Source organism: Bartonella sp. SL317, assembly GCF_059687655.1.
This window is the reverse complement of the sequence record NZ_CM185144.1, coordinates 1,298,721-1,324,430: the sequence shown is the minus strand read 5'-3', so window position 1 is coordinate 1,324,430 and position 25,710 is coordinate 1,298,721. Positions and strand designations below refer to the sequence as shown.

Annotated in this window: 21 protein-coding genes, 1 tRNA gene and 3 pseudogenes; 9 read left to right on the top strand and 16 right to left on the bottom strand. The window is 34.7% G+C overall.

Annotated elements, in window-relative coordinates; translation table 11 throughout:
- Nucleotides 1-3: 3 nt before the first annotated feature.
- A complete protein-coding gene (locus AC6ER9_RS05540) occupies nucleotides 4-1,710 on the bottom strand; it encodes a PAS domain-containing sensor histidine kinase (protein WP_497073805.1) in 1,707 nt (568 codons plus the stop codon).
- Nucleotides 1,711-2,918: 1,208 nt separating this feature from the next.
- On the opposite strand from AC6ER9_RS05540, the gene AC6ER9_RS05535 reads away from it, so the two are divergent.
- From AC6ER9_RS05535 to AC6ER9_RS05525, 3 genes are read left to right on the top strand one after another with little or no spacing between them, the layout of a single operon-like run.
- Complete coding sequence (locus tag AC6ER9_RS05535) at nucleotides 2,919-3,263, top strand: hypothetical protein (RefSeq protein ID WP_497073804.1); 345 nt, start codon at nucleotides 2,919-2,921, stop codon at nucleotides 3,261-3,263.
- A 29-nt stretch (nucleotides 3,264-3,292) separates the two neighbouring features.
- The gene (locus tag AC6ER9_RS05530) at nucleotides 3,293-3,907 is read left to right on the top strand and encodes a hypothetical protein (RefSeq protein WP_497073803.1); all 615 of its coding nucleotides are present in this window, start codon (nucleotides 3,293-3,295) and stop codon (nucleotides 3,905-3,907) included.
- Complete coding sequence (locus tag AC6ER9_RS05525; RefSeq protein WP_497073802.1) at nucleotides 3,895-5,238, top strand: MATE family efflux transporter; 1,344 nt, start codon at nucleotides 3,895-3,897, stop codon at nucleotides 5,236-5,238. The genes AC6ER9_RS05530 and AC6ER9_RS05525 overlap by 13 nt, the downstream gene beginning before the upstream one ends.
- Nucleotides 5,239-6,324: 1,086 nt before the next feature.
- Here AC6ER9_RS05525 and AC6ER9_RS05520 read toward each other — a convergent pair.
- The gene (locus tag AC6ER9_RS05520) at nucleotides 6,325-8,919 is read right to left on the bottom strand and encodes a DNA translocase FtsK (RefSeq protein WP_497073801.1); all 2,595 of its coding nucleotides are present in this window, start codon (nucleotides 8,917-8,919) and stop codon (nucleotides 6,325-6,327) included.
- A 465-nt stretch (nucleotides 8,920-9,384) separates the two neighbouring features.
- On the opposite strand from AC6ER9_RS05520, the gene AC6ER9_RS05515 reads away from it, so the two are divergent.
- From AC6ER9_RS05515 to rpoH, 3 genes are all read left to right on the top strand, one after another.
- The gene (locus AC6ER9_RS05515) at nucleotides 9,385-10,815 is read left to right on the top strand and encodes an aldehyde dehydrogenase family protein (protein WP_497073800.1); all 1,431 of its coding nucleotides are present in this window, start codon (nucleotides 9,385-9,387) and stop codon (nucleotides 10,813-10,815) included.
- A 29-nt stretch (nucleotides 10,816-10,844) separates the two neighbouring features.
- A complete protein-coding gene (locus AC6ER9_RS05510) occupies nucleotides 10,845-11,849 on the top strand; it encodes an RluA family pseudouridine synthase (RefSeq protein ID WP_497073799.1) in 1,005 nt (334 codons plus the stop codon).
- Between the two features lie 148 nt (nucleotides 11,850-11,997).
- Nucleotides 11,998-12,882, top strand: a complete 885-nt coding sequence (gene rpoH, locus AC6ER9_RS05505; RefSeq protein ID WP_497073798.1) for an RNA polymerase sigma factor RpoH — start codon at nucleotides 11,998-12,000, stop codon at nucleotides 12,880-12,882.
- Nucleotides 12,883-13,066: 184 nt separating this feature from the next.
- On the opposite strand, the gene AC6ER9_RS05500 is transcribed toward rpoH, so the two are convergent.
- The 3 genes from AC6ER9_RS05500 to AC6ER9_RS05490 form a co-directional block, all read right to left on the bottom strand.
- On the bottom strand, nucleotides 13,067-14,491 hold the full coding sequence (locus tag AC6ER9_RS05500; RefSeq protein WP_497073796.1) for a hypothetical protein: 1,425 nt from the start codon (nucleotides 14,489-14,491) through the stop codon (nucleotides 13,067-13,069).
- 240 nt (nucleotides 14,492-14,731) lie between these two features.
- On the bottom strand, nucleotides 14,732-16,021 hold the full coding sequence (locus AC6ER9_RS05495; protein WP_497073795.1) for an adenylosuccinate synthase: 1,290 nt from the start codon (nucleotides 16,019-16,021) through the stop codon (nucleotides 14,732-14,734).
- 375 nt (nucleotides 16,022-16,396) lie between these two features.
- Nucleotides 16,397-17,560, bottom strand: a complete 1,164-nt coding sequence (locus AC6ER9_RS05490; protein WP_497073794.1) for a phosphoserine transaminase — start codon at nucleotides 17,558-17,560, stop codon at nucleotides 16,397-16,399.
- Between the two features lie 400 nt (nucleotides 17,561-17,960).
- Here AC6ER9_RS05490 and AC6ER9_RS05485 point away from each other — a divergent pair.
- A tRNA-Phe gene (locus AC6ER9_RS05485) sits at nucleotides 17,961-18,036 on the top strand.
- Between the two features lie 160 nt (nucleotides 18,037-18,196).
- On the opposite strand, the pseudogene AC6ER9_RS05480 reads toward AC6ER9_RS05485, so the two are convergent.
- Both AC6ER9_RS05480 and AC6ER9_RS05475 read right to left on the bottom strand, forming a co-directional pair.
- Nucleotides 18,197-18,498: pseudogene (locus tag AC6ER9_RS05480) on the bottom strand (XRE family transcriptional regulator).
- A gap of 13 nt (nucleotides 18,499-18,511) precedes the next feature.
- On the bottom strand, nucleotides 18,512-18,775 hold the full coding sequence (locus AC6ER9_RS05475; protein WP_497073793.1) for a hypothetical protein: 264 nt from the start codon (nucleotides 18,773-18,775) through the stop codon (nucleotides 18,512-18,514).
- Nucleotides 18,776-18,856: 81 nt separating this feature from the next.
- Between AC6ER9_RS05475 and AC6ER9_RS05470 the strand changes: the two genes are divergently transcribed.
- A complete protein-coding gene (locus tag AC6ER9_RS05470) occupies nucleotides 18,857-19,099 on the top strand; it encodes an ATP-binding protein (protein WP_497073792.1) in 243 nt (80 codons plus the stop codon).
- A gap of 374 nt (nucleotides 19,100-19,473) precedes the next feature.
- Nucleotides 19,474-20,769, top strand: a complete 1,296-nt coding sequence (locus tag AC6ER9_RS05465; RefSeq protein WP_497073791.1) for a hypothetical protein — start codon at nucleotides 19,474-19,476, stop codon at nucleotides 20,767-20,769.
- Between the two features lie 13 nt (nucleotides 20,770-20,782).
- On the opposite strand, the pseudogene AC6ER9_RS05460 reads toward AC6ER9_RS05465, so the two are convergent.
- From AC6ER9_RS05460 to AC6ER9_RS05420, 9 genes and pseudogenes are all read right to left on the bottom strand, one after another.
- Nucleotides 20,783-21,002 (bottom strand): annotated as a pseudogene (locus AC6ER9_RS05460) (hypothetical protein).
- Nucleotides 21,003-21,130: 128 nt separating this feature from the next.
- Nucleotides 21,131-21,298, bottom strand: a complete 168-nt coding sequence (locus AC6ER9_RS05455; protein ID WP_497073790.1) for a hypothetical protein — start codon at nucleotides 21,296-21,298, stop codon at nucleotides 21,131-21,133.
- A 55-nt stretch (nucleotides 21,299-21,353) separates the two neighbouring features.
- Nucleotides 21,354-21,926 (bottom strand): annotated as a pseudogene (locus AC6ER9_RS05450) (lysozyme); the annotation flags it as partial.
- Nucleotides 21,927-22,285: 359 nt separating this feature from the next.
- Complete coding sequence (locus AC6ER9_RS05445) at nucleotides 22,286-22,594, bottom strand: hypothetical protein (protein ID WP_497073789.1); 309 nt, start codon at nucleotides 22,592-22,594, stop codon at nucleotides 22,286-22,288.
- A 327-nt stretch (nucleotides 22,595-22,921) separates the two neighbouring features.
- Nucleotides 22,922-23,209, bottom strand: a complete 288-nt coding sequence (locus AC6ER9_RS05440) for a hypothetical protein (RefSeq protein ID WP_497073788.1) — start codon at nucleotides 23,207-23,209, stop codon at nucleotides 22,922-22,924.
- A 325-nt stretch (nucleotides 23,210-23,534) separates the two neighbouring features.
- Nucleotides 23,535-23,816, bottom strand: coding sequence for a hypothetical protein (locus tag AC6ER9_RS05435; RefSeq protein WP_497073787.1), 282 nt, complete (start codon nucleotides 23,814-23,816; stop codon nucleotides 23,535-23,537).
- Between the two features lie 325 nt (nucleotides 23,817-24,141).
- Nucleotides 24,142-24,429 (bottom strand): hypothetical protein, encoded by a 288-nt coding sequence (locus AC6ER9_RS05430; protein WP_497073786.1) that lies wholly within the window; start codon nucleotides 24,427-24,429, stop codon nucleotides 24,142-24,144.
- A 325-nt stretch (nucleotides 24,430-24,754) separates the two neighbouring features.
- Nucleotides 24,755-25,036 (bottom strand): hypothetical protein, encoded by a 282-nt coding sequence (locus AC6ER9_RS05425; protein ID WP_497073785.1) that lies wholly within the window; start codon nucleotides 25,034-25,036, stop codon nucleotides 24,755-24,757.
- Nucleotides 25,037-25,129: 93 nt separating this feature from the next.
- Nucleotides 25,130-25,696, bottom strand: coding sequence for a biotin transporter BioY (locus AC6ER9_RS05420; RefSeq protein WP_497073784.1), 567 nt, complete (start codon nucleotides 25,694-25,696; stop codon nucleotides 25,130-25,132).
- Nucleotides 25,697-25,710: the final 14 nt, after the last annotated feature.

Genomic DNA, 25,710 nt, shown 5'->3' with positions numbered 1-25,710 from the left:
ACATCATGGAACATGAGGAAAAAACATTTCCACTGTTGTTCCATGATTGGGTTTTGAGAACAATAGAAATTCTCCCCCACTTTCTTCTACCATTTCCTTACACATCGGAAGGCCTAAGCCTGTTCCCATAAAAGCACTATCACCAGAACGGCCATCTTTGCGCTCTATTTGACCATAAGGCTGCAAGGCCTGTGCAATTTCTTCTTCGCTCATGCCTAAACCATTATCACTCACTGAAATTTTTACACGTTCTTTTCTATAAGAAACATGAACAATAATCTGTCCACCCAAAGGTGTAAAACGAATGGCATTGGAAAGAAGATTCCATATAATCTGGCGAAACATTTGTTGTGATACAGGAATACATGGAACATGAGGTGGAGCAACAATGCGCATGATAACGCCGTTATGATTGGCTTGAGTTTCAAGAAAAGCTATCGTCGCACGTAAACAAGATATCACATCAAATGTTTCAGAAATAAGGGAGGAACTCATCTGGTTATTAGAACCAGAATAATTTGCTTTCGAACATTCTAGTAATTGATTGATCAGAGATAATATATGTTTTCCAGAGGAGATAATATCACGCAAATATCCATGATAACGCTCATTTTCTATCGAACCAAAACGACCCTCTCTCATAATTTCCGCAAAACCAATAAGAGCATTCAAAGGTGTTCGTATTTCATGCACAACGCCAACGATTTTATTCTCTTCTGCTTTTTTTTCTCCTAAGGACACTATTTTTGTTATATCACGCAACATAACAGCATAATTGCTTTGCTGTGCCAAAAATACAATCGTTATAAGAACAGTTATATTTTGATGATCTTTTCTCATTAAATCAGCTGTTTCATTGCGATTTAAAACATGATTTTCCTCCTTCATACGAATTAATTTAAAATATTCTTCAACCAAGAGCCGGCTTTTTAAAGTAAATAATGAAGAGAATGGCTGTCCTTGTAGTTCATTTATTTCATACCCCATCAATGCTAAAGCTGCCCTATTTGCTGATTGAATAACACCCTGTTCATCTAACCATAAAACACCATCTGTTGCTGTATTCAACAACGATAAAACCGCAGCGGGTTCTTTTATGAGCGCTTGTTCTATAGCATTTACCGGCAATATTCCTGTATATGGTAACTGAAACGCTGTTTCTTCAACAAAATTTTCTTCTTCTAGCGATGAATTCAATCCATCACGTAAGTGTTCTGCAATTTCATGAAAAGCTGAACGTTCTATCTCCGTAAGACACGGCATTTTCGTCTCCAGCATTTCATCTCTTTTTTCTTGAACTTTTTTTTGTATTTTTAAAACACCAAAGCCACGAAATCCCTTAAGTTGCTTTTGAACATCAAAAATTGGCAAAGCCGACAATTCAACATCAAGCCACTGTGTGCAACCATCAACTGGCCATTGAACAATCTCTTTACCCCAAGGCATAGCCGCTTCAATAAAACGACTGAGAACACGATATCGCTCATCATTAAATCGATGAGCAAGCTCATGAAAACTAAATCCTAAAATAGAGGAAGAGAGAGGACCAACAACTTCAGCGAGTTCTTTTGAAACTTCACAAAATAAACCGTTGCTATCAATTTCCCACGTAAAAGGCCGTGGCAAAAGCTCTGGTGTAAAATGAAAAGCTTCTTTCTTACATGCTAATTTATTTGTATTTTGCTTTGATTTATCTGCTTTTAATGACATATTAAAATTAAAAAATTGTTGGCTTGACTCTCAAACGAATAATGCTCATTTACTTATAAATACCTGCTGCTGGTTGAAATATCTTGGTACCTCATTATCAGTTATCTGTAGCAAAATTTTGACTATTTCACCAACAAAATAAGAGTAAAAAGAATCCTCCAACATTGTTACTTATTCACCTATTATTGTAATGAAACTTGTTATAATAATAATAGAAATATGCCCCTCATATAAAGTAGTACTCCAGAAAAATATATGTGTTTTGCGCATTCATATGCTTGTCTTAAAGAGACATCTTATTCAAAGCTTATTTTATGACAGCATCTGTAAATGATGGAGTATCAAGATCTTCATAAAGGATATAAAGGCATTCGGTCTTACCATTTTATATTAATGAAAGAGCTTGCTCGCACCATCATTATACTCGTCTAATCCTTAAATGTTATCAATATGCTTGGTATTGGAAATGTGGTCATAAGTAACATTTTTATTCCTTTTTTATGTTTTTATCTCCACGTTAACTCTCCTTATTTTGCACAAAAAACTGATTTTGACTATTACAACATAAACAGATTTCAAATAAGAGAATCTAACGATATTTGAGACTTTTCTCTATGAAGAGCAATAAATTATTATAATAATTCAACATATTAAATCTATAAAAACTCAAAATATAAGTCTCATAAAAACACCTTAACTTGAGCCAATACTCCCCAACACTAATTAATTTAACGGAGCGCTTTACATCACCCAATGCAACAGATATTGAGCACTATTCTTCTTATGATGCTCTCCATAATCCTCCAAAACCTTTTTCACCATAGAGGCTATCACGCGTGTATGCTGTTTAATGCCATTTTATCTGATAAATATTGATTTTTATTTTTCATTCAATGATAACTGCCTTAGTACTTCATAATGCTCACCACCTAAAATCCATTGGCTCCTTAGCCTAGGAAGAGGAAATTTTTTTACTGAATGCTTATATTCTAAAATCAAACAACGCTGGGGAGCACAACGAACACAACAAACACATGATGAAATTTTACAGAATCCAGTAATCCAAATTGGGCCTCATTATTGCTTGATGTTTGATCTTGATTTTAGTTCTACAATAACATTTTTAATCCGTGGTCACGAACTTATGGAAAATTTCACCAATATAATGTTTACTTGTTCAACTGTAACTCTAGAAGAATAGGCTCGTTGTGGCCCAGCTTGGCTTCGAATGGATGATACATCCTATAGATTTTTTAAAATGCCTCGGTGACGATTGGCTAAGAAAAGTGTTAGGCGAATACCAAGATGATATTGCTTTATCATCAGAAGTTCAATCTTGGCTGTGTAGGCAGTTTCTGAAAGCAACTTTTCCAGAATATTTACTAAATACTAAAACAGCTATTGTAACGCACATTAATAATCTTCATGAATACGTCTTTGAGCAATTTAGGCAGGGGCATAATATTTCTACTATCACATTACGAGAACCATTTTTTGCCATATACGCAATAGAATTATTGGAGCGGCCTATAGTTTTATGCAACGTCTTATAGATGATGGATGATTAGCAAAACTGGTTGAATTGCTTAAACTAGAGTCACAAGGGCTATGGAAAAATTTCATTCCTATTGCCACGGATCTATTTTGGCTATCGGTTGGGGGACGTGTACGACCTCTCCAGTTAAGAGATGGTGCTTTATATTCAGATCGTTTTGGAGTGCGTATTGATTTTGAAACTAATTCCATTGTACAAAATTTTCGAACAGGACGATTAGTTCCTCGTTTATTTTTTATATTTTTCAACAGTTCTTTATTGCAAAGAATTTGTTTTTGGGGGGGAGCATATCAAGTTTTGTACCAAGAAATTTTCCAAAAAATTTTATTAAAAATACTGAAAATGGATGTGCAGGATGAACAAAGGCTTGCTGCGGATATTTTATCAACGATTATAACTGCTTGGGGGCATAATGTTGTACAAAAAAACGCATGGCATGAAGCCCAAAAAAACAATAAAGGCACATTGCGCTTCTCTTTTAAAAACTGGGCATCTCCTCTTAACTTAATGAATTCTCATTATGCATCTTTTACGCAAGATTTGCGATGGAAAGACTTGACGGAAAAAATCAATACGTTTTTAAAAGATCCAGGCTTAATATGCCCTTCAACAGGGAAGGGTATTTCACAATGTTTATTGTGATGAAGCAATTGCTCTTTCTTGGCATTCCACTGGCTATTGGTTTTATATCTCAGATGATGATTTCCTTCACGGATGCGGCACTTGTGGCGCATTTAGGCGTTAAAGCCTTGAGTGGTACAATGTTGGCTCTGAGTATGTTTAGTTTTGTTATGTTGTTGGGATTAGGGATTATTACCGCAGTTGCACCAAAACTTGCGGAAAGCTTTCGCAAACAAGATAGAGATGCATTAAAGGCATGGTTTGATCAAGGAATATGGCTTTCCCTTTTGGTTGGAATGATGAGTATGATCATTTTATTCAACACTAAGAATATTTTGTGTCTTCTCGGACAAGATGAGGCAATTGCCAATATAGCGCAGGAATATAATAGTGGCGCTGCTATAGGGGTGGTGTTTTTTTATCTTTATGTGAATAGCCGTGGATTACTTTCAGCGATTGGTCATCCAAAGCCCTTAACTTTTGTTATGCTTGCAGCTATCCCTATTAATTTTCTTATCTCTTTGTCGCTTATTTTGGGTATAGGTCCTTCAAGCGGATTTGGTGTCTTTGGTGCTGGGATTGCAAGTAGTTTGATCCGTATTTTGATTGTTATGGCAGTAGCAATAATTCTGTCCCGCAATTCTACTTTTCGTTCCTTTCATTTTAATTATTTAAGACCAAAGTTAGAAATTTCACGAATAATACAATTACTGCTCGTAGGGCTTCCCATTGGTATGCGTATTCTTATTGCGGAGGGCTTTCCTTCTGTCATTGCCTTCATGATTACAGCTTATGGGGTCGAAGCTTTGGCTGCGCATACGATTGGAATGCGTCTTGATATGCTTATTTCTGTGGTGGCTTTGGGGATTTCCAGTGCAGCTGCGACTATAGCAGCGTGGTATCGAGCCGATGGGAATCATATGGCTCTAAAACAGTTACGTATGAGTATCACAATTTTTGCTATAGCTTATGTCTTTTTTTTATCAGGGATTGTTTATCTCTCTTATGAATTCATTCTTACAATCATCTTTGATATTTCTTCGGTCCACGTTATTGTTTTCTCTTGGGAGTTGCTTCCGTTTATCTTATTGTCTTTTGCTTTTGGCACTTTAGGAGCCATGCTCAATGGCATACTTGTGGGTTTGCTTGATACGTTTTGTCCAACAATTGTTGTAATAATCAGCTATTGGGGGATAGGCTTATTTGGGGGAGCATTCATGGCACATTTTTTAAAATATGGCTTTATGGGTTATTGGCTTGGCATGATTAGTGCAAGTTTAATTGTTTCTCTCTTTAATTATATGCGCGTGGATTATTTAATAAAAGGCAATCCTCTTTTGGAGACGGATTGAGTGTTATAAAAGTGCTGTAAGCACTTGCTGTAAAGATATAGCTAATCACTATCCATAGAGGTTATTTATTTCTATGTAGATAACAAGAGAAGTTATAAAACTTGCTTCATATTAAAAAAGTGCCTTTGATTATGGTCATCAATGTGATCTGTTGATTTTTTTAAATAATATGGGTTTATAAGAAACTTTCAGCTTTAATTAAGTGTAAGTTTAATTGGAAGAATTTAATACCGTAAAAAATGACGAGAAAAACGTACCTATCTTTATACGCCGTTGGGGAATAATCTAAAAATTTACTAAGTAATATCAATCGTGCTACAATTAAGTTATTCAGATAAAGGTTAAATATGTATTTTGAGATTGTTATTATGATAAGTCATCGGTACAATTTTTAAAAAGGAGTATCATATGGATAAACTTGGAATATGGTATTTTATGGGGACATTCGTCTGCACATGTATTTTCGTGTAGGTTGATTGAGCAGCTTACCTTATTGTCAAAATTGGTGCGTGTTTTTCATGTTTTTGGCTCTCATACAGATGATAAAACAATCGCTGCAATACGCATCGTAATAAAATTGATTTGATATCTATAAAATGAGGACATGAAGGTGATCATATAGTCGATAATGGTCAAGGAGCAAGAAATAAGCTAGCAGGGTTCTTCAAAACTATTCATGAATGTAGGTAAGGGCCAACCTACACAAGTTTTAGGAACAATTTGTCAATCACCTTTAATTTCCCTCATGAAAAAGAAAAAATATACCGGTACATCATTCGATCAGAGATTTTTTTTGCAATCAAAAAAGAAAACAAAAATAATCTGCGCTCATATAAAGATTTATTTTATTTCCTTACATTCTAGATCATTTATAAATGTTGTAAAGATCTTCACCCTTTTGTATCAGTTTGTTCTCCGCATTTGCAATCACAAGATTGCTTTATTACGCTTTACTCAATTTTTTAATATGACTCTCAAAAAAATAAATAGATAATCACATCTGATTTGAAAAATTAAACACGTATTCGCTCTTTAAATAATGACTATAAGACATTTTAAAAACCACGTATTTTTGGATGTATTTTTTTATTTTCCTTCATTGAGTAGAATTTCACGTTTTCCAACATGATTAGCGGCTCCCACGATGCCTTTTTCTTCCATACGCTCAACAAGAGAAGCCGCTTTATTATAACCGATTGAAAGTCGGCGCTGAATATAAGATGTTGAACATTTTTTATCACGCATAACAATCTTTACAGCTTGGTTATACAGTTTCTCACCTTCTTCATCAAAATTTTCTTCTTCAAAAACTTCAGCCGCTGAATCAGCAGACACATCCTCATTGTTTGCGTCTTCATTATCCGTGATCGTTGCTAAATAATCAGGTTTTCCTTGCATTTTAAGATGTGCAACAACCGATTCAACCTCTTCATCAGAAACAAAAGGTCCATGAACGCGCACAATACGTCCCCCACCTGCCATATGAAGCATATCTCCTTGACCTAAAAGCGTTTCAGCACCTTGTTCACCTAAGATCGTACGACTATCAATTTTTGATGTGACCTGAAAAGAAATGCGAGTAGGAAAGTTTGCTTTAATTGTCCCCGTGATAACATCCACAGAAGGACGCTGCGTCGCCATAATAAGGTGAATACCTGCCGCACGCGCCATTTGCGCTAAACGCTGAATGGCATTCTCAATTTCTTTCCCTGCCACCATCATGAGATCAGCCATCTCATCAACAATAACGACAATATAAGGAAGCTGCGTCAGATCCATAGCTTCTTCATGATAAAGCATTTCACCTGTTTCTTTATCAAAACCCGACTTTACAGTACACATGATCGTTTCACCTTTTTGAGCCGCAAGTGCAACGCGTGCATTAAAACCATCAATATTACGCACTCCTAATTTTGCCATCTTGCGATAACGCTCTTCCATTTCTCGAACGGCCCATTTTAAAGCGGTTACCGCTTTTTTAGGGTCTGTTACAACGGGTGTTAAAAGATGTGGTATGCCATCATAAACAGAAAGCTCTAACATTTTAGGATCAACCATGATCAAACGACACTGCTGGGGTGTCATACGATAAAGAATCGACAAAATCATTGTATTAATTGCAACAGATTTTCCTGATCCTGTTGTTCCTGCAACTAAAAGATGCGGCATTTTTGCTAATTCTGCAATAACAGGTTTACCATTAATCCCTTTCCCCAAAGCAAGAGCAAGTTTAAACTCACTTTCACGAAAAGAACGTGTTTGGATTAATTCTCGTAAATAAACAGTTTCACGAACCGCATTGGGCAACTCAATCCCAATAACATTGCGTCCAGGAATGACAGCAACGCGTGTGGAAATGGCAGACATAGAACGTGCAATATCATCAGAAAGATTAATAACGCGCGATGACTTTACACCCGCAGCGGGCTCAAACTCATACATTGTTACCACTGGCCCTGGATGAACATGGATAACTTCACCCTTAATGCCAAAATCTTCCAAAACACTTTCCAAAAGTCCAGCACCACGTTCTAATGTTTCCTGAGAAATCATCATCCCTTCATGAAAAATAGGTTTCTGTAATAAACTGATCGGAGGAAATTCATAAACATCATCGTCAATAGATTGACTATTTTTTATAAAAGTAGAATTATAATCGTCTAATGATGTGTAATTATCCAATGCAGCGCAGGCAGATTGCGATGTTTTAGTTTTGCCCTGTGATTGCATCGCAGACAAGTCTTTTGGATCCTTTGTGACATCCTTTGTTATACAATCGATAGTATCATGAGCAACAATATTATGGTGTTCTTCAGTTTCTATAGCATCCCCCGTATCACTTAACACCTCAATATCATTTGACATATGAGCAGAATCTTCAACAGAAAGCTTAGAATGACACTCTTTAGACTCCTTCATAGTATCATTATTTGTATTCATTAAATCAGAAATTTTCTCAACACCTCGCATCCTTTCTGCTGGAGATTCTGATGTAATAGAATCATAGAGTTGCGGAAAGCGGTATTCAAGAACACGGTAAAGAGCCGTTATTGATTCATCAAAAGCAGAGGGGATATCAGGTATGATTTCATTTGTTGTATCAATCGCTGTCTCCTCCTCTTTGGACGTTTGAGTATCCACATGTTCAAATATCAAAGATCCCCACTCAAAAAATGCATCATCGGAAAGGTGTAAAGCAGGTTTTATTTTTTGTAGCACATTTTCCACCTGTAACTCATGCTCTTGTTTATCTTCCTCAAGGCGGGTATTTTCTGATGGTATGCTCATAGCTTGTTGCGACAACTGCTTTAAAACTGTTGAATGACAAACTGACGTTTTATTCTCTATCGATTGGGGATTAATGACTTTTTTTGTCGATGGAATATGTGTTGTTTTCTTATTACAAGGTACAATATCTGTAATTTTTTTTCGATCTTGCTTTGTAAAAATTTTAAACTGTTTTGCAAAAACTGGATCTGTTTCTATACGACGACGTAAAATCTCAACTTCTGGAGTTCGCGTAAAACGGACATTTTTTCCGAGAGTAAATGCCTTTTTCCATACTTCCGGATAAGGAAATATCTCAGTAATCTTAAGCGATAAATCTTCTCTTGATACACTTTGCGTACCATCATCAGAAAAAGAAGACGTAGAAAGAGATTTTGTTTTCGAGTTATGCATGGGCACCCAACAAATTTATAGCAATGAAAAAAAATAACCTGTTCAAAAAGAATTAATAGAATCTATCATATGAAGGTTAATAACCTTTTGCTGTTGATTACTTTTTAATGTAAAAAATAATGCCAGAATACTTCATCAATATTCCTTCTCCATATTTACGATATAAATTGTCCCGTTTATAATGTTACACAGCTCCTATTCCTTTTATTTTGAAGAAAACTTCCTGATAAAAAGCGTTAAGAAAACTGTCTCCCCCTCTTTTCACCCTATTTAATAACAACAATTAGTTCCAATAAGACAAACAGTTATAGAAACATTACTCTATTTAACTTCCATGTTTGATGATCATCGTACAATTTAATTTCTGGCATTTTCATAAGATTATCCTTGTTATCCTCATTTAAAAAGGCGTAGACTAAGACAATCATAATTACATAAACACAAATACAACAAAGGGAGTGAATTATGTTTAATAAACGGCAATTTTATATCAATGGTCTATGGGATAACCCAAGCACACCTCACGATTTTGACGTCATTAATCCATCAACAGAAGAGGCTTGTGCTGTCATTAGCCTTGGAAGTACAACAGATGCTGATAAAGCAATTAACGCGGCAAAAGAAGCGTTTCAAAAATGGAAAAAAACATCACCAAGAGAACGTCTTGGATACGTTGAAAAAATTCAAGAAATTTATGAAAAGCGTTCCAAAGACATGGCAAAAACCATTTCAATGGAAATGGGAGCACCGATTGATATGGCGCTTAATGCACAAACCGCAAGGGGAAGTTCCCATATTCGCGACTTTATCGAAGCTTATAAAGAGTTTTCCTTCCAAGAAACTTTAATAAAGGGAAATGAGCAAGCAATCCTTCACTACGACCCTATCGGCGTCGTAGGATTAATTACGCCATGGAATTGGCCCATGAACCAAGTGACTCTTAAAGTTATCCCTGCTCTCTTGGCCGGCTGTACCATGGTGCTAAAACCCTCTGAAATTGCGCCTCTCTCTGCTATGCTTTTTGCTGAAATTCTAGATGAAGCCGCGCTTCCTGCTGGTGTTTTTAATTTAATCAATGGGGATGGTGCAACTGTTGGCTCTTACCTCTCAGCACATCCTGATTTAGAAATGATTAGCTTTACGGGGTCAACCAGAGCAGGAAAAGATATCTCTAAAAATGCTAGTGCTACTTTAAAAAGAGTCAGTTTAGAACTTGGAGGAAAAGGAGCGAACATTATCTTTGCTGATGCCGACTCAGATGCGGTTCAACGTGGTGTACAAGGTTGCTTTTATAATAGTGGACAAAGTTGTAATGCACCGACTCGTATGATCGTGGAACAAAGCATCTATGATAAGGCCATAAAAATAGCGAAAGATATTGCAGAAACAACAAAAGTAGGAGAAAATAGCCAAGAGGGAAATCATATTGGACCTGTCGTTTCAAAAAAACAATATGACAAAATTCAAGACCTTATCCAATCAGGAATTGATGAAGGAGCAACTCTTGTTGCAGGTGGAACTGGTTTACCTATAGGGATGGAACGCGGTTATTATGTTCGTCCAACAGTCTTTACTGATGTAAAGCCTCATATGCGTATTTTCAAAGAAGAAATCTTTGGTCCCGTTCTCTCGATTATTGCCTTTAGTACAGAAGAAGAAGCTGTCGCTTTAGCAAATGATACTGAATATGGTCTTACAAACTATATTCAATCACAAGATCGCGAAAAATGTCGTCGTATTGCGGCACAAGTACGATCCGGTATGGTAGAAGTCAACGGACATGGATTACCTGATGGGAGTTATTTTGGAGGTGTAAAATTTTCTGGACGCGCCCGTGAAGGAGGACATTGGGGAATTAAAGAATTTCTCGATAGCAAAGCCATTTCATATTGGTAAAATCTTATTAAAAACTTAATAGGAATCGTATGGTCATACAAAAGATAACGGATGAAGGTGCTCTTGGGCAACGTCTTGATCAGTGGTTGGCAAAACAATACCATGATGTGCTCTCACGTTCACGTTTGCAAACCCTCATCCGTGAAGGCTGTCTTAAAGTTGATGGTCAATTCATAAAGGAACCAAAAACAAAATTAAGACCTAACCAAATAATTGAATTGGCAATGCCTGACCTTCGTGATCCAGAACCTAGCGCTGAAGCCATTGCATTGGACATCCTTTTTGAAGACGATTATGTCATTGTTATTAACAAACCAGCCGGTCTTGTTGTTCATCCTGGCAATGGCAATTGGACTGGTACATTGGTTAATGCCCTTATTTACCACTGTGGAAATAGTTTATCGGGTATCGGTGGAGTTAAGCGCCCTGGCATTGTCCATCGCCTTGATAAAAATACAAGCGGTGTTATGGTTATTGCAAAAAATGATCTGGCTCACAAAAGTCTCAGTGCTCAATTTTCTGATCATGGACGTACCTGCCCATTAGATCGACGCTATCATGCCTTGATTTGGGGAACACCTCACCGCAATGTCTGGACAATTGATGCATCACTTGGTCGTTCACCCCATAATCGAACAAAGCAAGCTGTCGTCCATAATCAAACCCCTTATGCGCGTCATGCTGTTACACATTTTTCTCTGCTTGAAAAATATGGTCCTCATGAAGACTCAACGTCTTTTGCTAGCCTTCTGGAATGTCGTCTGGAAACCGGACGTACCCATCAAATCCGTGTTCATATGGCCCATATCGGACATCCACTCGTAGGTGATACAGTTTATGGAAATGCTTTTAAAACAAAATCAAACATCCTTAATCCCACTCTTAAAAATGCCATCGATCAATTCAACCGACAAGCACTCCATGCAGTAAGTCTTACTTTTGAACATCCTTTTACCTGTAAAGTTATGTCGTTTTCTGCACCACTGCCTCAAGATATGGCTACACTTATTAAGCACTTTAAAAAAATGAATTGAAACTTTTTTCTTTCTCAAGATTTCAAGAATAAAATATCTTTTTTTGAACAAAATTAAAAAATATGCTAAAGTGATGTGAGAAGGATATTGACTATCTGAAACATTGAATTTGCCTTATAAGGGAATTCATACAAAAGGAGGGTGCTATATGGCCCATATGAATTTGTTATCAGTAACAATAGGTGATGGTGGATTAAACCGCTACTTGGAAGAAGTGCGTCGTTTTCCAATGCTTGAACCAAAAGAAGAGTATATGCTCGCTCAACGTTATCGTGAGCATAATGATTTAAAAGCAGCGCATAGTCTAGTGACCAGTCATTTGCGGCTTGTCGCTAAAATTGCAATGGGATATCGAGGTTATGGACTGCCCATGGGGGAAGTCATCTCAGAAGGCAATGTTGGGCTTATGCAAGCTGTTAAACGTTTTGAACCAGAACGGGGCTTTCGTCTTGCAACCTATGCAATATGGTGGATTAAAGCTTCAATCCAAGAATATGTGTTGCGGTCTTGGAGTTTGGTAAAGATGGGAACAACAGCCAATCAAAAGCGCTTGTTCTTCAACCTTCGTAAGTTAAAAAGTAAACTTCAAGCCCTTGATAGCGGTGATCTCAATGTAGAACAAGTAAAAGAAATTGCGACTCAGTTGAATGTTTCAGAAGATGAAGTTGTATCAATGAATCGCCGGCTTAGTGGTGACACTTCACTCAACGCACCCCTTCGTACAAAAGAAGGAGAAAACAGTGAGTTGCAAGATTGGTTAGTGGATGAATCTAATAATCAGGAACAGATTTTAATTGAAAAAAGTGAATTGGAAAGTCGTCGTTCCATGCTTGTTAATGCTATGAACAATCTCAATGAACGCGAAAAGCGTATATTCAAAGCGCGTCGTTTAAATGATGTTCCCTTAACTCTGGAAGAGCTCTCTGGTGAATTTAATATTAGTCGAGAACGAGTAAGACAAATTGAAATGCGTGCATTTGAAAAAGTACAAAATTCCATCAAAGATTCTGCTTTATCGCAAAATCAAGTGTAAAACTCTAAAATTAAGTATGAAGCCAATTGTTTGCGCATTTTTAAATTAGGAAATGAAAAAAGCATCTATTGGCTTTGTACGTATAAAGAACGTCTCGAATTCTTTTAATGCTTGATGTATGATCTTTACCTGAGTTCTTTTTAAAGATGAATAGTGAAAAATAGCTTTTTATCTTATTTTTCATCTATGTTTTATTTTTCTCACCAAGAACTGTTAACTTATCTTGTTGTGCAAGCCATTTTCCAATAACGTCGTGAAAAATAGACTCACCTTTTGGTCCTTTTGCAAAGGTTAATTCATTTATACGTCCATTTTTATCCGTTAATACCAAACGCATCCAATTTAACTCTCTCATCATTTGTAAATTTCGATCTAGGAATGGATGATTACCGCTTAATGCAACAAGAAAAAAGTCATCGTTAATCTTTGCAGAAATAGCTTTTGTTAAAGCCTGCCCAATGGATTGTTCACTTGCTTTAAAGGTTAATGCCTGAACATTGCTGATCGCTTTACCTGAAAATGTATCAGAAAGAGTAAAAATAAGGTCCATAATATAGGCCGCTGGAAATGACCGATCGGTATTACGACGTAGAATTAATCGTAATGACAGTCCTTCATCGGGAATTGTTATATCACCTTGTATAGCCATTTCTTCTGGAGCCCCCTTTACATAAGATTCCCTTATAAGCGTCCAGCGAGCACTTCCCGTTGCTACTTTTTCTACATCATAATTTGTACGTGCTTGATAAAAAACAGCTTCCCCTGATTTTTCAAGCGATGGTAAATTGCTGGCAACAACAGCTGAGATTCCTTCTTCATTAGAAGAATCTACCGCTTGCTTTAAACCAACATCAACTTCACTCCCATCCTCTAATAAACGTTGTGTTAATTTTCTCTTACCCGAAAGTACCTTTGGTAATCCATGAGAAGCTTGAAGATTCTCTCCTAATAACTGATGATCATTTGATACAAATACACGCTCACCAATAAACAAAATACCCACAATTAAAACAACAAAACTCACAACAGAAACAGCACTTATCACAATACGCCTTTTCACCAATGATTTATTAGCACGACGTAAAGCCTGGGAAAAAATATGTGAAACAATATGTGGATTATCTTCTTGCAAAGAAGAAGCCTTTAACACGCTGCGGTTAATATGTTCAGAAGGCGAATAAACCTCCATATTAACAGGCTCTGCTCCTGGAATATCTGATACACAAGGCTCGTCAGATCCCCTGTTATCCTTTGAAGGGTTAACAAAATCCTGCTGCTCTCTTTTGGTATTTATCTCTGAAAATTCATTATTCTTTGTTATTATAGCTTCTTTTGTATATTTCTTATCTTCTGTTATATTTGTTGAATTCCACCCAATAGCTGAAGAAAGCAGTTCCTTTTCAACAGCTAAATATTCTTCTTCAACAGTTGCAATAGCACTTTTAAGAACCTTTCTTTGTTCATCTGCTGTTGCTTGTGGTATTTTTACTGTTACAAATTGATGTTCTAATGTTTCGATAGCCCGTTTATAAATCCGCTTACGCACTTGTGGTGTAACATTATTTTGTGCATTAATTGCCTTTTTTAAGATTCCAACGAAATCTACCATTCCTCTATAATCTCTCTTAAACTGAGAAAAGAAACCCCAGTACTCAGGCCAAAATATCTTTATTTTGGCCTCATAAATTGATTATCACTTACAATGATACAACTACCGTAATAATGTAAAATGAATATGAAAAATAAACAATGTTATTTTACACCTTTTTCTCACGTGTTCTTTAAAATACTCCTTGTTAAAAGATACAGAAATAAATAAAGAATCTATATAGAAGCCTAAAAACAATCATCAATTTGCAAAGGGATCTGTAATCAGAATAGTGTCTTCACGTTCCGGACTCGTCGATAATAAAGCTACTTTTGTCTTAATCAGTTCTTCAATATAGCGTATATATTTAACAGCCTTCACTGGTAAATCTTCCCATCTTAATGCATGGGCTGTTTTTTCCTTCCAACCTTCTAATGTTTCATAAATAGGTTTCACACGGGCTTGAGCTCCCATGGAAGAAGGTAAATAATCAATCTTTTTACCATCAAGCTCATAACCAATACAAATTTTTATTTCATCCAAACCATCTAAAACATCAAGTTTTGTCAATGCGATACCTCGAACACCACAAATTGCTACCATCTGACGGACTAAAACAGCATCAAACCAACCACATCGACGCTTTCGACCCGTTACAACACCAAATTCATGCCCACGCGTCCCAAGAAACTCACCAATATCATTTATTTGCTCTGTCGGAAACGGTCCTTCTCCAACACGTGTGGTATAAGCTTTTGCAATACCCAAAACATAATGAATGACTCTAGGCCCCATCCCTGATCCTGTACAGGCCTGCCCAGCAACTGTATTCGATGATGTTACATAAGGATAAGTTCCAAAATCATTATCAAGTAAAGCACCTTGTGCTCCTTCAAAAAGAATGTGCTTTCCCTTCTGATACCCCTCATCTAACAGACGCCACGTACAATCCATAAAGGGTAGAACTTTATCCGCAACTTGCATCAACTCATCATAAAGTGCCTGAGAATCAATCTCTGCAACGCCCATCCCACGACGCAAAGCATTATGATGTCTCAAAAGCCGCTCAATTTTAGCCATAAGCGTATCTTTTTCCGCTAAATCCATCACTCGGATAGCACGGCGTCCCACCTTATCTTCATAAGCCGGTCCAATACCACGCTTTGTTGTCCCAATCTTTAAACCTGATAAACCACTTTCTCGAATTGCATCAAGATCACGATGTAAAGAAAGAATTAAAGGGGCATTTTCAGCAATCTTTAAAATTTCTGGTGTAATATTTACACCCTGATCAGATAGCTTTTTTAATTCTTCAACAAAATGATGAGGATCAACAACGACACCGTTGCCAATAATTGATAACTTCCCACGAACTAAACCAGATGGTAAAAGTGATAATTTATAACTAACTCCATCAATAACTAATGTATGACCAGCATTATGCCCCCCCTGATATCTCACTACGATATCTGCTCTCTCAGACAACCAATCTACAATTTTACCTTTGCCTTCATCTCCCCATTGTGTACCGACAACAACTACATTGGCCATAACTTTCTCCGTCGTGTTTGGTCAAAAAACCAGCATCCAAAAACAAATATTTCCTTATAGCGAAACCTTAGAGTAAGTGCGACTCTTCATTTCAGATTTTTCTCAATCTTCAAGTAATTAAATTTTATAATAACAAAGATAAGCAAAGACCAAAATATTCTAAATCTGTTATTTTCTCTACAAAAAGTAAAAAATTAGAGATTTTAACTTGTGCTTTACCCCCCTGACAAAGAATGCATTTTTCCTCTTAATTTTTTACAATTTATATCAATGACTTAGATTTTTTTTGTCTGATACAAAAATACGAAAGATCATCATAATCTTTCGTATCCTTTTTCTTTTTAAAAACGCGGTATGAAAATCACCCAGAATTATTTAAAGCTGTGCTTTTTCAATCTGGAACGCCCATTCAAGCCATTGTGTTAAAATTTCAAGATCAGAGGCCTCAATTGTTATACCCGCCCAAATTCGAAGCCCAGGAGGAGCATCGCGATACGAACCGATATCATAAGCAACCCCTTCTTCATCAAGACGATTGACGACCGCTTTTATAAAAGATACGCGCTTTTCTGTATCCAAAGCTGTAACCACTGGATCCACAATATCTAAACAAATAGATGTGTTAGAACGCACTTTAGGATCTTTTGCCAAATATTCTAACCATGGTGTTTTGCGAACAAAAGCATCAAGCACAGAAAAGTTTTTCTCAACCCGTTCTCTTAATGCCGCTGCACCTCCTAGAGACTTTGCCCACTTCAATCCATCAAGAAAATCCTCAACACAAAGCATGGAAGGCGTATTAATTATCTTTCCTTTAAAAATATCTTCGTTCAGCTTTCCATTTTTTGTCATATAGAAAAGTTGAGGCATGGGCCAAGCTGGAACATGATTCTCAAGCCTCTCAACAGCACGAGGACTTAAAATTATCATACCATGAGCTGCTTCACCTCCCAAAACTTTTTGCCACGAAAAAGTAACCACATCTAATTTTGAAAAATCAAGATATTGCGCAAAAGCTGCAGATGTTGCATCACAAATGGTCAATCCTGCCCTCTTATCTGGAATGAAATCCGCATTAGGAACACGCACACCAGAAGTTGTCCCATTCCATGTAAAAACAACATCACGATCAAAATCAAGTTGTGTTAAATCTGGTATTTCACCATATGGAGCCTCAAAACGACGTACATCAGAAAGCTTTAATTGCTCAACAACATCTTTATTCCACCCCAATCCAAAACTTTCCCACGCCGCCATATCAATGCCACGCTCACCTAACAGAGACCATAGGGAAGCCTCCACAGCACCGGTATCTGAACCTGGAATAATTCCTATATGATGATCAGAGGGAACCTCAAGAATCTCACGTGTTAAATTAACAACTTCAGCAAGTTTTAATTCTGCTTCTCTCGATCTATGCGAACGCCCAACTAATGCATTTTTAAGAACATCAAGAGTCCAACCAGGCCGTTTACTACAAGGACCTGAAGAAAAATTAGTATTTTTGGGACGACTACTTGGTTTTTGTAACATTATCATTATTTCTCCCCTTTTAGATCTCGTGCTTTCTTTAATAAAGAAAAACAAACCATTATAAAGGCTAATCAATAGTCCTTTTTAAAAAATTCAAAAATGTTCTCTATTATTTCGCGGGCTTAAAATTCACACAAACTTTATAAAAAAATCTTTCTTAATCATGCTTATCAATTGATTCTTTTATTTTTTTAGTATAACCACCATAATAAAATAGCATTTTGATAATCATACCCTAACGCATCACAACATACCTATCAAGTTTATTTTATGATAAAGATTTATTGATAACTTTTTAGCATAAGGAGATAAACTTATTAAAAAATCAATTATTTTTCTTTTGATGACTGGACAGAGAAAATTTTAATGTTATAACCGCAAGCGCTTTATATTTTTTATAAAGCGTGCCCAGATAGCTCAGTAGGTAGAGCAGCGGACTGAAAATCCGCGTGTCCGTGGTTCGAATCCGCGTCTGGGCACCATCTTCTTTTATCTACCCTATAACTTACTGATTTCATATATGTTTTAAGAACTTAGGGATATCTAAATAAAAGTAAAGGAATATGATTTGGCAACATGCCTCTATAGGGCGCTTCTTTTTTCATCGAATTTCTCCAATAATTTTTTTAATTTTGCTGCGTCTTATTGCGAAAAATTCTCTAAGTTTCGAACTAACATGCCAACAGCTTCACGTTTAAATGAATTAGAAGATTTCATTGTGAAACTCTTACGACAAACATAGGATTCTTTTCTTAACGAAAAAGCTGTCTCTTGATCTAAGAGTTCTATGATTTTGTCTTTCATACCAACCGGTACAGATTTTTGCCAATCTTAACTGAAGATAAAAATGCTATAGAGACGTCTAACTTCTTAGTCATATCTAAGAGGTGTTCTGAATGATCAATGCGAAGTTTACGTAAGATTTTACCAAAGGATGTAATTATATAAAAAGTCCTGTTAGAGAAGAAATATTCCTTCTGATTCTAACAAACCTTTTTGAAACTCTCCTAAATTATTGCGAATCAGAACTTCTTTTCGAAGTGTTTTTTGACCATTCCGGATATCCAAAATAATCTCCATTTCTAAAAGGTCAAAATCTTTGAAAATTGCTCTTACAGCATCGCAATTATTTAGACTCAAGACAAATTTGCCTTGAATACCTTTGCTGAACATAAGTAAAATATCGTCTAATGTCTCTATACAAAGACCATCATGAAGCATATAACTATTTATATGCTTTATAAAGGGAACTTTTACCTCCTTCAGTAAAATAAATAGAATAAAAAGCTTATTGGTGTACTTATGCTTGTCAATCTTAAGGCTATAATCCGTGATCTTTCTCAAAAAACAAATATAATTACAGTTCTTAAGGAAGCTATCGTTAACTCTATACAAGCACATGCAACGCAAATTGATATTTTATTCCAACTTTATGGCAACAAAGATTTATGGCAGGATCAACCGGTTTTTGCGGTAAGCGTTTTTGATAATGGAGATGGTTTTACAACAGAAAATATCAAATCTTTTTCTACCTATATAAAGTGATTATAAAATTGAAAAAGGATGTAAAGGAGACGTATTACTTACTTAAAAGTATTTGAAAAAGTTGAAATTACGAGTTTTAATAAAAGTGAAAATAGTGTCCGAGTTTCATTAAATTTCACTCCAGATTTTACACAAGATTTTTTTAAGAAAGAAAATAGTAAATAAGATAAATGGTGGACGACACAATTATTTTTTGAAACCCCTTATAAACACAATGATTTAAATATAAGCATCGTTCGTGATGAAATTTATTATCATCTTCTTCCTGTACTTTTTTTAAATAAAGAAAAAGATATTAAAATCAACTTTTATGTACATGAAGCGGAAGATTTAGAGGACTTATATAAATTAGAAACGCAGAAAATTTAGAAAGCTTGAAGAAGAGCACAATAAGTACACAAGATTTACCTTATTTAGAAGTTAAAACTTTCAATATTGGTCTTCGAAATATTCCTTTTACCCTTTCTTATTATTTTGAAAATAATGAAAACTATAGTGATGAAATAAAAGCATTCTACTGTGCTCATAGTCGTACTGTTATGCCTTTTTCAGAGTTTAGCAAAATTCAACCAATAAAAAATGTTATAATGGTATTTTTGTTGGAATCTCATGTTCTGAATAAGCGTGTTAACGACGAAAGAAACTGTTTTGATATTGATGACAAACAACCTGACTTAGAAACACAACTAATTTGGGGTGATATTAATAAAAAGTTAGAGCATATTCTAGATGAAATAATTAACTATCACTTCCCAAAAATTAAAGAAGAAAAAATTGCTCTTTTCCAAAAGGTTTCTGAAGAATATCCTTACTTAGTAGAATTTTTAGACATAAAAGATGTAATTGGAGGTATCTCTACAGAAGATTCATTGATTGAAAAAGCAGAGAAAAAATGCTCAACAAAAAAGCTAGCATTCAAAAGAACGCTTCGTGAAGGTAAAGGAATACCAAAAGATATTTTTAAAACAGCACAAAAATTTGCTAGTCTAGAACTAATCCAATATATTCAATTCAGAAACGATATTCTGTGCCAATTTTCTAATCTATTACAACCTAAAACTTTGGAAAAAGATATTCATAATTTATTTGTTCCACAACAATATACTGCTGATAAAAACTTACCTTTAGCATTGGAAAAGAATAATTTATGGATACTTGATGACGCCTTAATGGGCTACAGTTATTTACAAAGTGAGAAGAATATAAAGAACTTCCTTTCAAAAGCTAATAAAGCTTCACTTGATGCTGATGATGCTGAAAAAAATAATAAAGGATTATCGAGTCGACCTGATATAGCTTTATATTTTGATTCTGAAGAAGAAAGACAAGCTGTCTTAATAGAGTTTAAAAGCCCTGTAGCAGATTATAAAAATACAGGCGTTGCTCAATTAATGTATTATGCCGACACACTTCAGAAACATAGTGTTGAGGAAATGTACCTTTATCTCATTGCTGAAATAGATGACGCTTTTTCACAAATTTTATGTGTTACAAATCATTTGACTAAAGTTTTTTCCCCAGAAGGAGAATATTATCGGAATTATTGGTCTGATTTCAACGCTTGCATACAAGTTGTATCTCCAAAAATTCTTTTAGAGAACGCAAGATTAAGAAGTAGCACCTTTATGGATATTATTAAAAAGGATTCTTTACGTCATAAAACAATATAAACCGATTAAGTTTTTAACTCCTAGTTATCCATTTTTTAAAGTGTGAGAAGTGATTGTTTAGCGCGTCCATGAAACGAGAAAAATCCATGACAAACATTAAAGACAATGAGGGCTAGCCACTTTATGATACGTGACATCATCTTTACGCCTCAATATGTTTCTATCATCTCATGAAGCAGCCGTTGTTCTGTCTCTGTGAGATCTTGTTCTTGATTACTTTGTTTTCTACTCATTTTGCCAACCACATAAGCGTGCTCCCTGTTGATTATGTTTCAAGATATCTCTTGCTAGGTTGGAACTGATGTTCTTGATATCTTTCCCGTCTAAATAAATTGGTAACCAACCAACACAAGAAATAGACCTATTTGCCGCACACCCAACGAGACAAAGCAGAGCGTACATCAACATAAGTTTTTTGATTAACTTCATTTTCTACCTCAAAACGGGTCCTTGCGGTCTTTAAAGCATGCTCTGTTTGCTTCTGCCGTTCGCTCTTCTTGCCAAGGTGAAATGCTTTGGCTAAAGCCATTAAAAAAACGGCTAAAGCCGCTAACAAAAGAGACAGATTTCTTTTGAACCAAAAATCATAAGCCCAGTTCCTTAAACCGCTTGGCAACAATAACAAGTCCTGTACAAGCGGCTAAAACCATAATCTCTGCTAACACCCATTGAATGGGTCCATTGCCTACCAACAAACCTCCAAATCCAGAACAAGACCCTATGATCGGCGCTAATGCTTCTATCTTTAAAAGACCTTTTCTCTCCTTCGTTTCTACCCGTTGATAATTTGAAGCAATGTAAGACCCTTTCGCCCACAAACCAGCTTCTGCTGCTTGTCGATTAGCTAAACCAGCAAGAGTCTTACCCCCCACTTTATTCCACTTCTGTAATTCACTAGGAACCGTTTCATAATCCCCTTGATTAAGCTTCTTCAAAAACGTTGACTTGCAAAAAAATCTTGTTCCTACGTTATAGCAAAACGATACCAATGCCGCGAATTGGCAATTCGTTAATGAAACCGTCACCGATTCCTCTACCGTCTTCTCAAATTTCTTTAAGTCTTCACAAAGGATTTCTTCTGCTTGCTCTTGTGTGATACGCATGCCTTTTTTTACAAGCGGTTGACCGATATTGCTGGTATGACCATAATCTATTGTACAAAATTAAAGTCGTACAATATGATGCCATCGAAACACTATGGTTCCGACTCTTGAGGATAAAAAAACTATATTTTTAGAGATATTTCACACCAATTTCTTCTCAATTCAACGCAAAAGATTTGAAAGGTATCATCAACTTCAATGATAATATCATTTTTTCGGATAGCACATTGATTTCTTATAATAATATAGTGTTCTTTATATTGAGCGAGAGATCCAAATATCGTAAAATATTCTCATTCAAAACCTATCTATTAGAAAATAATATAAATACTAAGTTATTTAAATTATTATTTTATAAATATATACATATATTATATTGATTATAAGATTATTTTATTCTCTTAAAAATTACTCTACCATCCGAATATAGAAAATATTGAATAATATAAATACATTCCTAAATCAGCACACACACGTTTTGCTGTTTTAGAAAAAATTATCGTATTTTTCCAAAATACATTATGATCACTAGGATGCGCCGGTAAAATTATTTTATTAAATAAAGAATCACTCTGTTTACTAAAAAGTAAATCTGATGTAGAAATATCATAAGTAGTAATAACAGATGTTTCTCGTTGAAAAGTTGTAGATTCAGATGCTTTTACAGAGGATAAAGCAAATAATGATATAGCACATATGAAAAAGAAATATCTTATAGTCATAATATTTATAATTTACCTCCATTGATAAAGTTCATAATGCAAAACATTTGAAAAGCATTGTCAACTTCAGTGATAATGTCATTTTATTCGGATAGCACATTGATTCATTATAATAACATAGTGTTATTCATATTGAATGAGAGACCCGAATATCGTAGAATGCTCTCATTCAAAACCTGTTTATTAGAAAATAATAGAATTAAGTTACTTAATTTATTATTTGTAGATGCCTATATATATATTTTTATTTATTATATTGGTGATAAAATTATTTTTTTCTCTTAAAAATTTTAAACACCCTACCATTTGAATATGGAAAGTGTTGAATCATCTAGATTTACCAAAGAGAATACGAAACATGAATTGTACTTTTTGAAAATAGCTCCAAAATCCATTAAAATTACCAGATACTTTAAGATAACCAGGATGCGCTGGTGAAATTACTTTTTTTAATAAAGAATCACTCTGTTTACTAAAAAGTAAATCTGATTCAGAAATATCATAAGTAGTAATAACAGATGTTTCTCGTTGAAAAGTTGTAGATTCAGATGCTTTTACAGAAGATAAAGCAAATAATGATATAGCACATATGAAAAAGAAATATCTTATAGTCATAATATTTATAATTTACCTCCATTGATAAAGTTTATAATGCAAAACATTTGAAAAGCATTGTCAACTTCAGTGATAATGTCATTTTATTCGGATAGCACATTGATTCATTATAATAACATAGTGTTATTCATATTGAATGAGAGACCCGAATATCGTAAAATGCTCTCATTCAAAACCTGTTTATTAGAAAATAATAGAATTAAGTTACTTAATTTATTATTTGTAGATACCTATATATATTTTTATTTATTATATTGGTGATAAAATTATTTTCTTCTCTTAAAAATTTTAAACACCCTACCATTTAAATATGGAAAGTGTTGAATCATGTACATTTCATAGGCTTAGCCTTAAAGAGCTTTAAAAGCATGCATTTTGGTTTTTTAAAAAAGCTCCAAAGTACCTTAGAATCACTAGGATGCGCTGGTATAATTACTTTTTTTAATAAAGAATCACTCTGTTTACTAAAAAGTAAATCAGATGTAGAAATATCATAAGTAGTAACAACAGATGTTTCTCGTTGAAAAGTTGTAGATTCAGATGCTTTTACAGAAGATAAAGCAAATAATGATATAGCACATATGAAAAAGAAATATCTTATAGTCATAATATTTATAATTTACCTCCATTGATAAAGTTTATAATGCAAAATATTTGAAAAGCATTGTCAACTTCAGTGATAATGTCATTTTATTCGGATAGCACATTGATTCATTATAATAACATAGTGTTATTCATATTGAATGAGAGACCCGAATATCGTAAAATGCTCTCATTCAAAACCTGTTTATTAGAAAATAATAGAATTAAGTTACTTAATTTATTATTTGTAGATACCTATATATATTTTTATTTATTATATTGGTGATAAAATTATTTTTTTCTCTTAAAAATTTTAAACACCCTACCATTTGAATATGGAAAGTGTTGAATCATTTAGATTTACCAAAGAGAATACGAAACATGAATTGTACTTTTTGAAAATAGCTCCAAAACCCATTAAAATTACCAGATACTTTAAGATAACCAGGATGCGCTGGTGAAATTACTTTTTTTAATAAAGAATCACTCTGTTTACTAAAAAGTAAATCAGATGTAGAAATATCATAAGTAGTAACAACAGATGTTTCTCGTTGAAAAGTTGTAGATTCAGATGCTTTTACAGAAGATAAAGCAAATAATGATATAGCACATATGAAAAAGAAATATCTTATAGTCATAATATTTATAATTTACCTCCATTGATAAAGTTTATAATGCAAAATATTTGAAAAGCATTGTCAACTTCAGTGATAATGTCATTTTATTCGGATAGCACATTGATTCATTATAATAACATAGTGTTATTCATATTGAATGAGAGACCCGAATATCGTAAAATGCTCTCATTCAAAACCTGTTTATTAGAAAATAATAGAATTAAGTTACTTAATTTATTATTTGTAGATACCTATATATATTTTTATTTATTATATTGGTGATAAAATTATTTTCTTCTCTTAAAAATTTTAAACACCCTACCATTTAAATATGGAAAGTGTTGAATCATGTACATTTCATAGGCTTAGCCTTAAAGAGACTAAAAAGCATGCGTTTTAGTCTTCCAACATAGCTCCAAAATGTAGAAAGATAACCAGGATGCGCTGGTATAATTACTTTTTTTAATAAAGAATCACTCTGTTTACTAAAAAGTAAATCTGATGTAGAAATATCATAAGTAGTAACAACAGATGTTTCTCGTTGAAAAGTTGTAGATTCAGATGCTTTTACAGAAGATAAAGCAATTAATGATATAGCACATATGGAAAAGAAATATCTTATAGTCATAAATATTTATAATTTACCTCCACTAATAAAGTTCATAGTGGAATTAACATAATTTTCATTTTGTGTCTATATATCTAAAATAAAAAATTTCATTCAAGCATCAGCAAGCCCTTTCTCGGAATGAATGAGAGGAACAGTTTTTTTAATGATAAGTGCTACAAAGGATGCAATCAGCACTTTCAAAAAACCACCAATTAAAAAAACTAATGAACCCATAAAAACTGTCAGCAAAGATACTTGTGTCATATACGCTGTCCATGGAATACCAAAAGCATAGACAACCCCTATACCACCCACAGTATTTATCAGGAATAAGAGTAGAAAGTTTAATCTCTTCCAAAATAATTCAACCAGTAAACCAATAAAAAATGCAGCGAAAGGAAAACTAATGAGATAGCCACTCGTAACCCCTGAAAAAACGCCAATTCCACCACGTCCACCAGGCAATAAAGGCAATCCAATTGCAACAAGAACAAGGAAAAGAAGTGATGCGAGAGCTCCCCTTTTAGCCCCAAGTATAGATCCTGCTAACATCGGTCCCATCGACTGAGCTGTAATCGGTACACCTAGAAAAAAAGGAAGATAAATGGGAGGAAAGAAGCCCAAAACAGCATAAATAGCGGCAAATAAAGCAATATAAACTAAGTCTTTTGTATTCATTAGATTATTCTTTT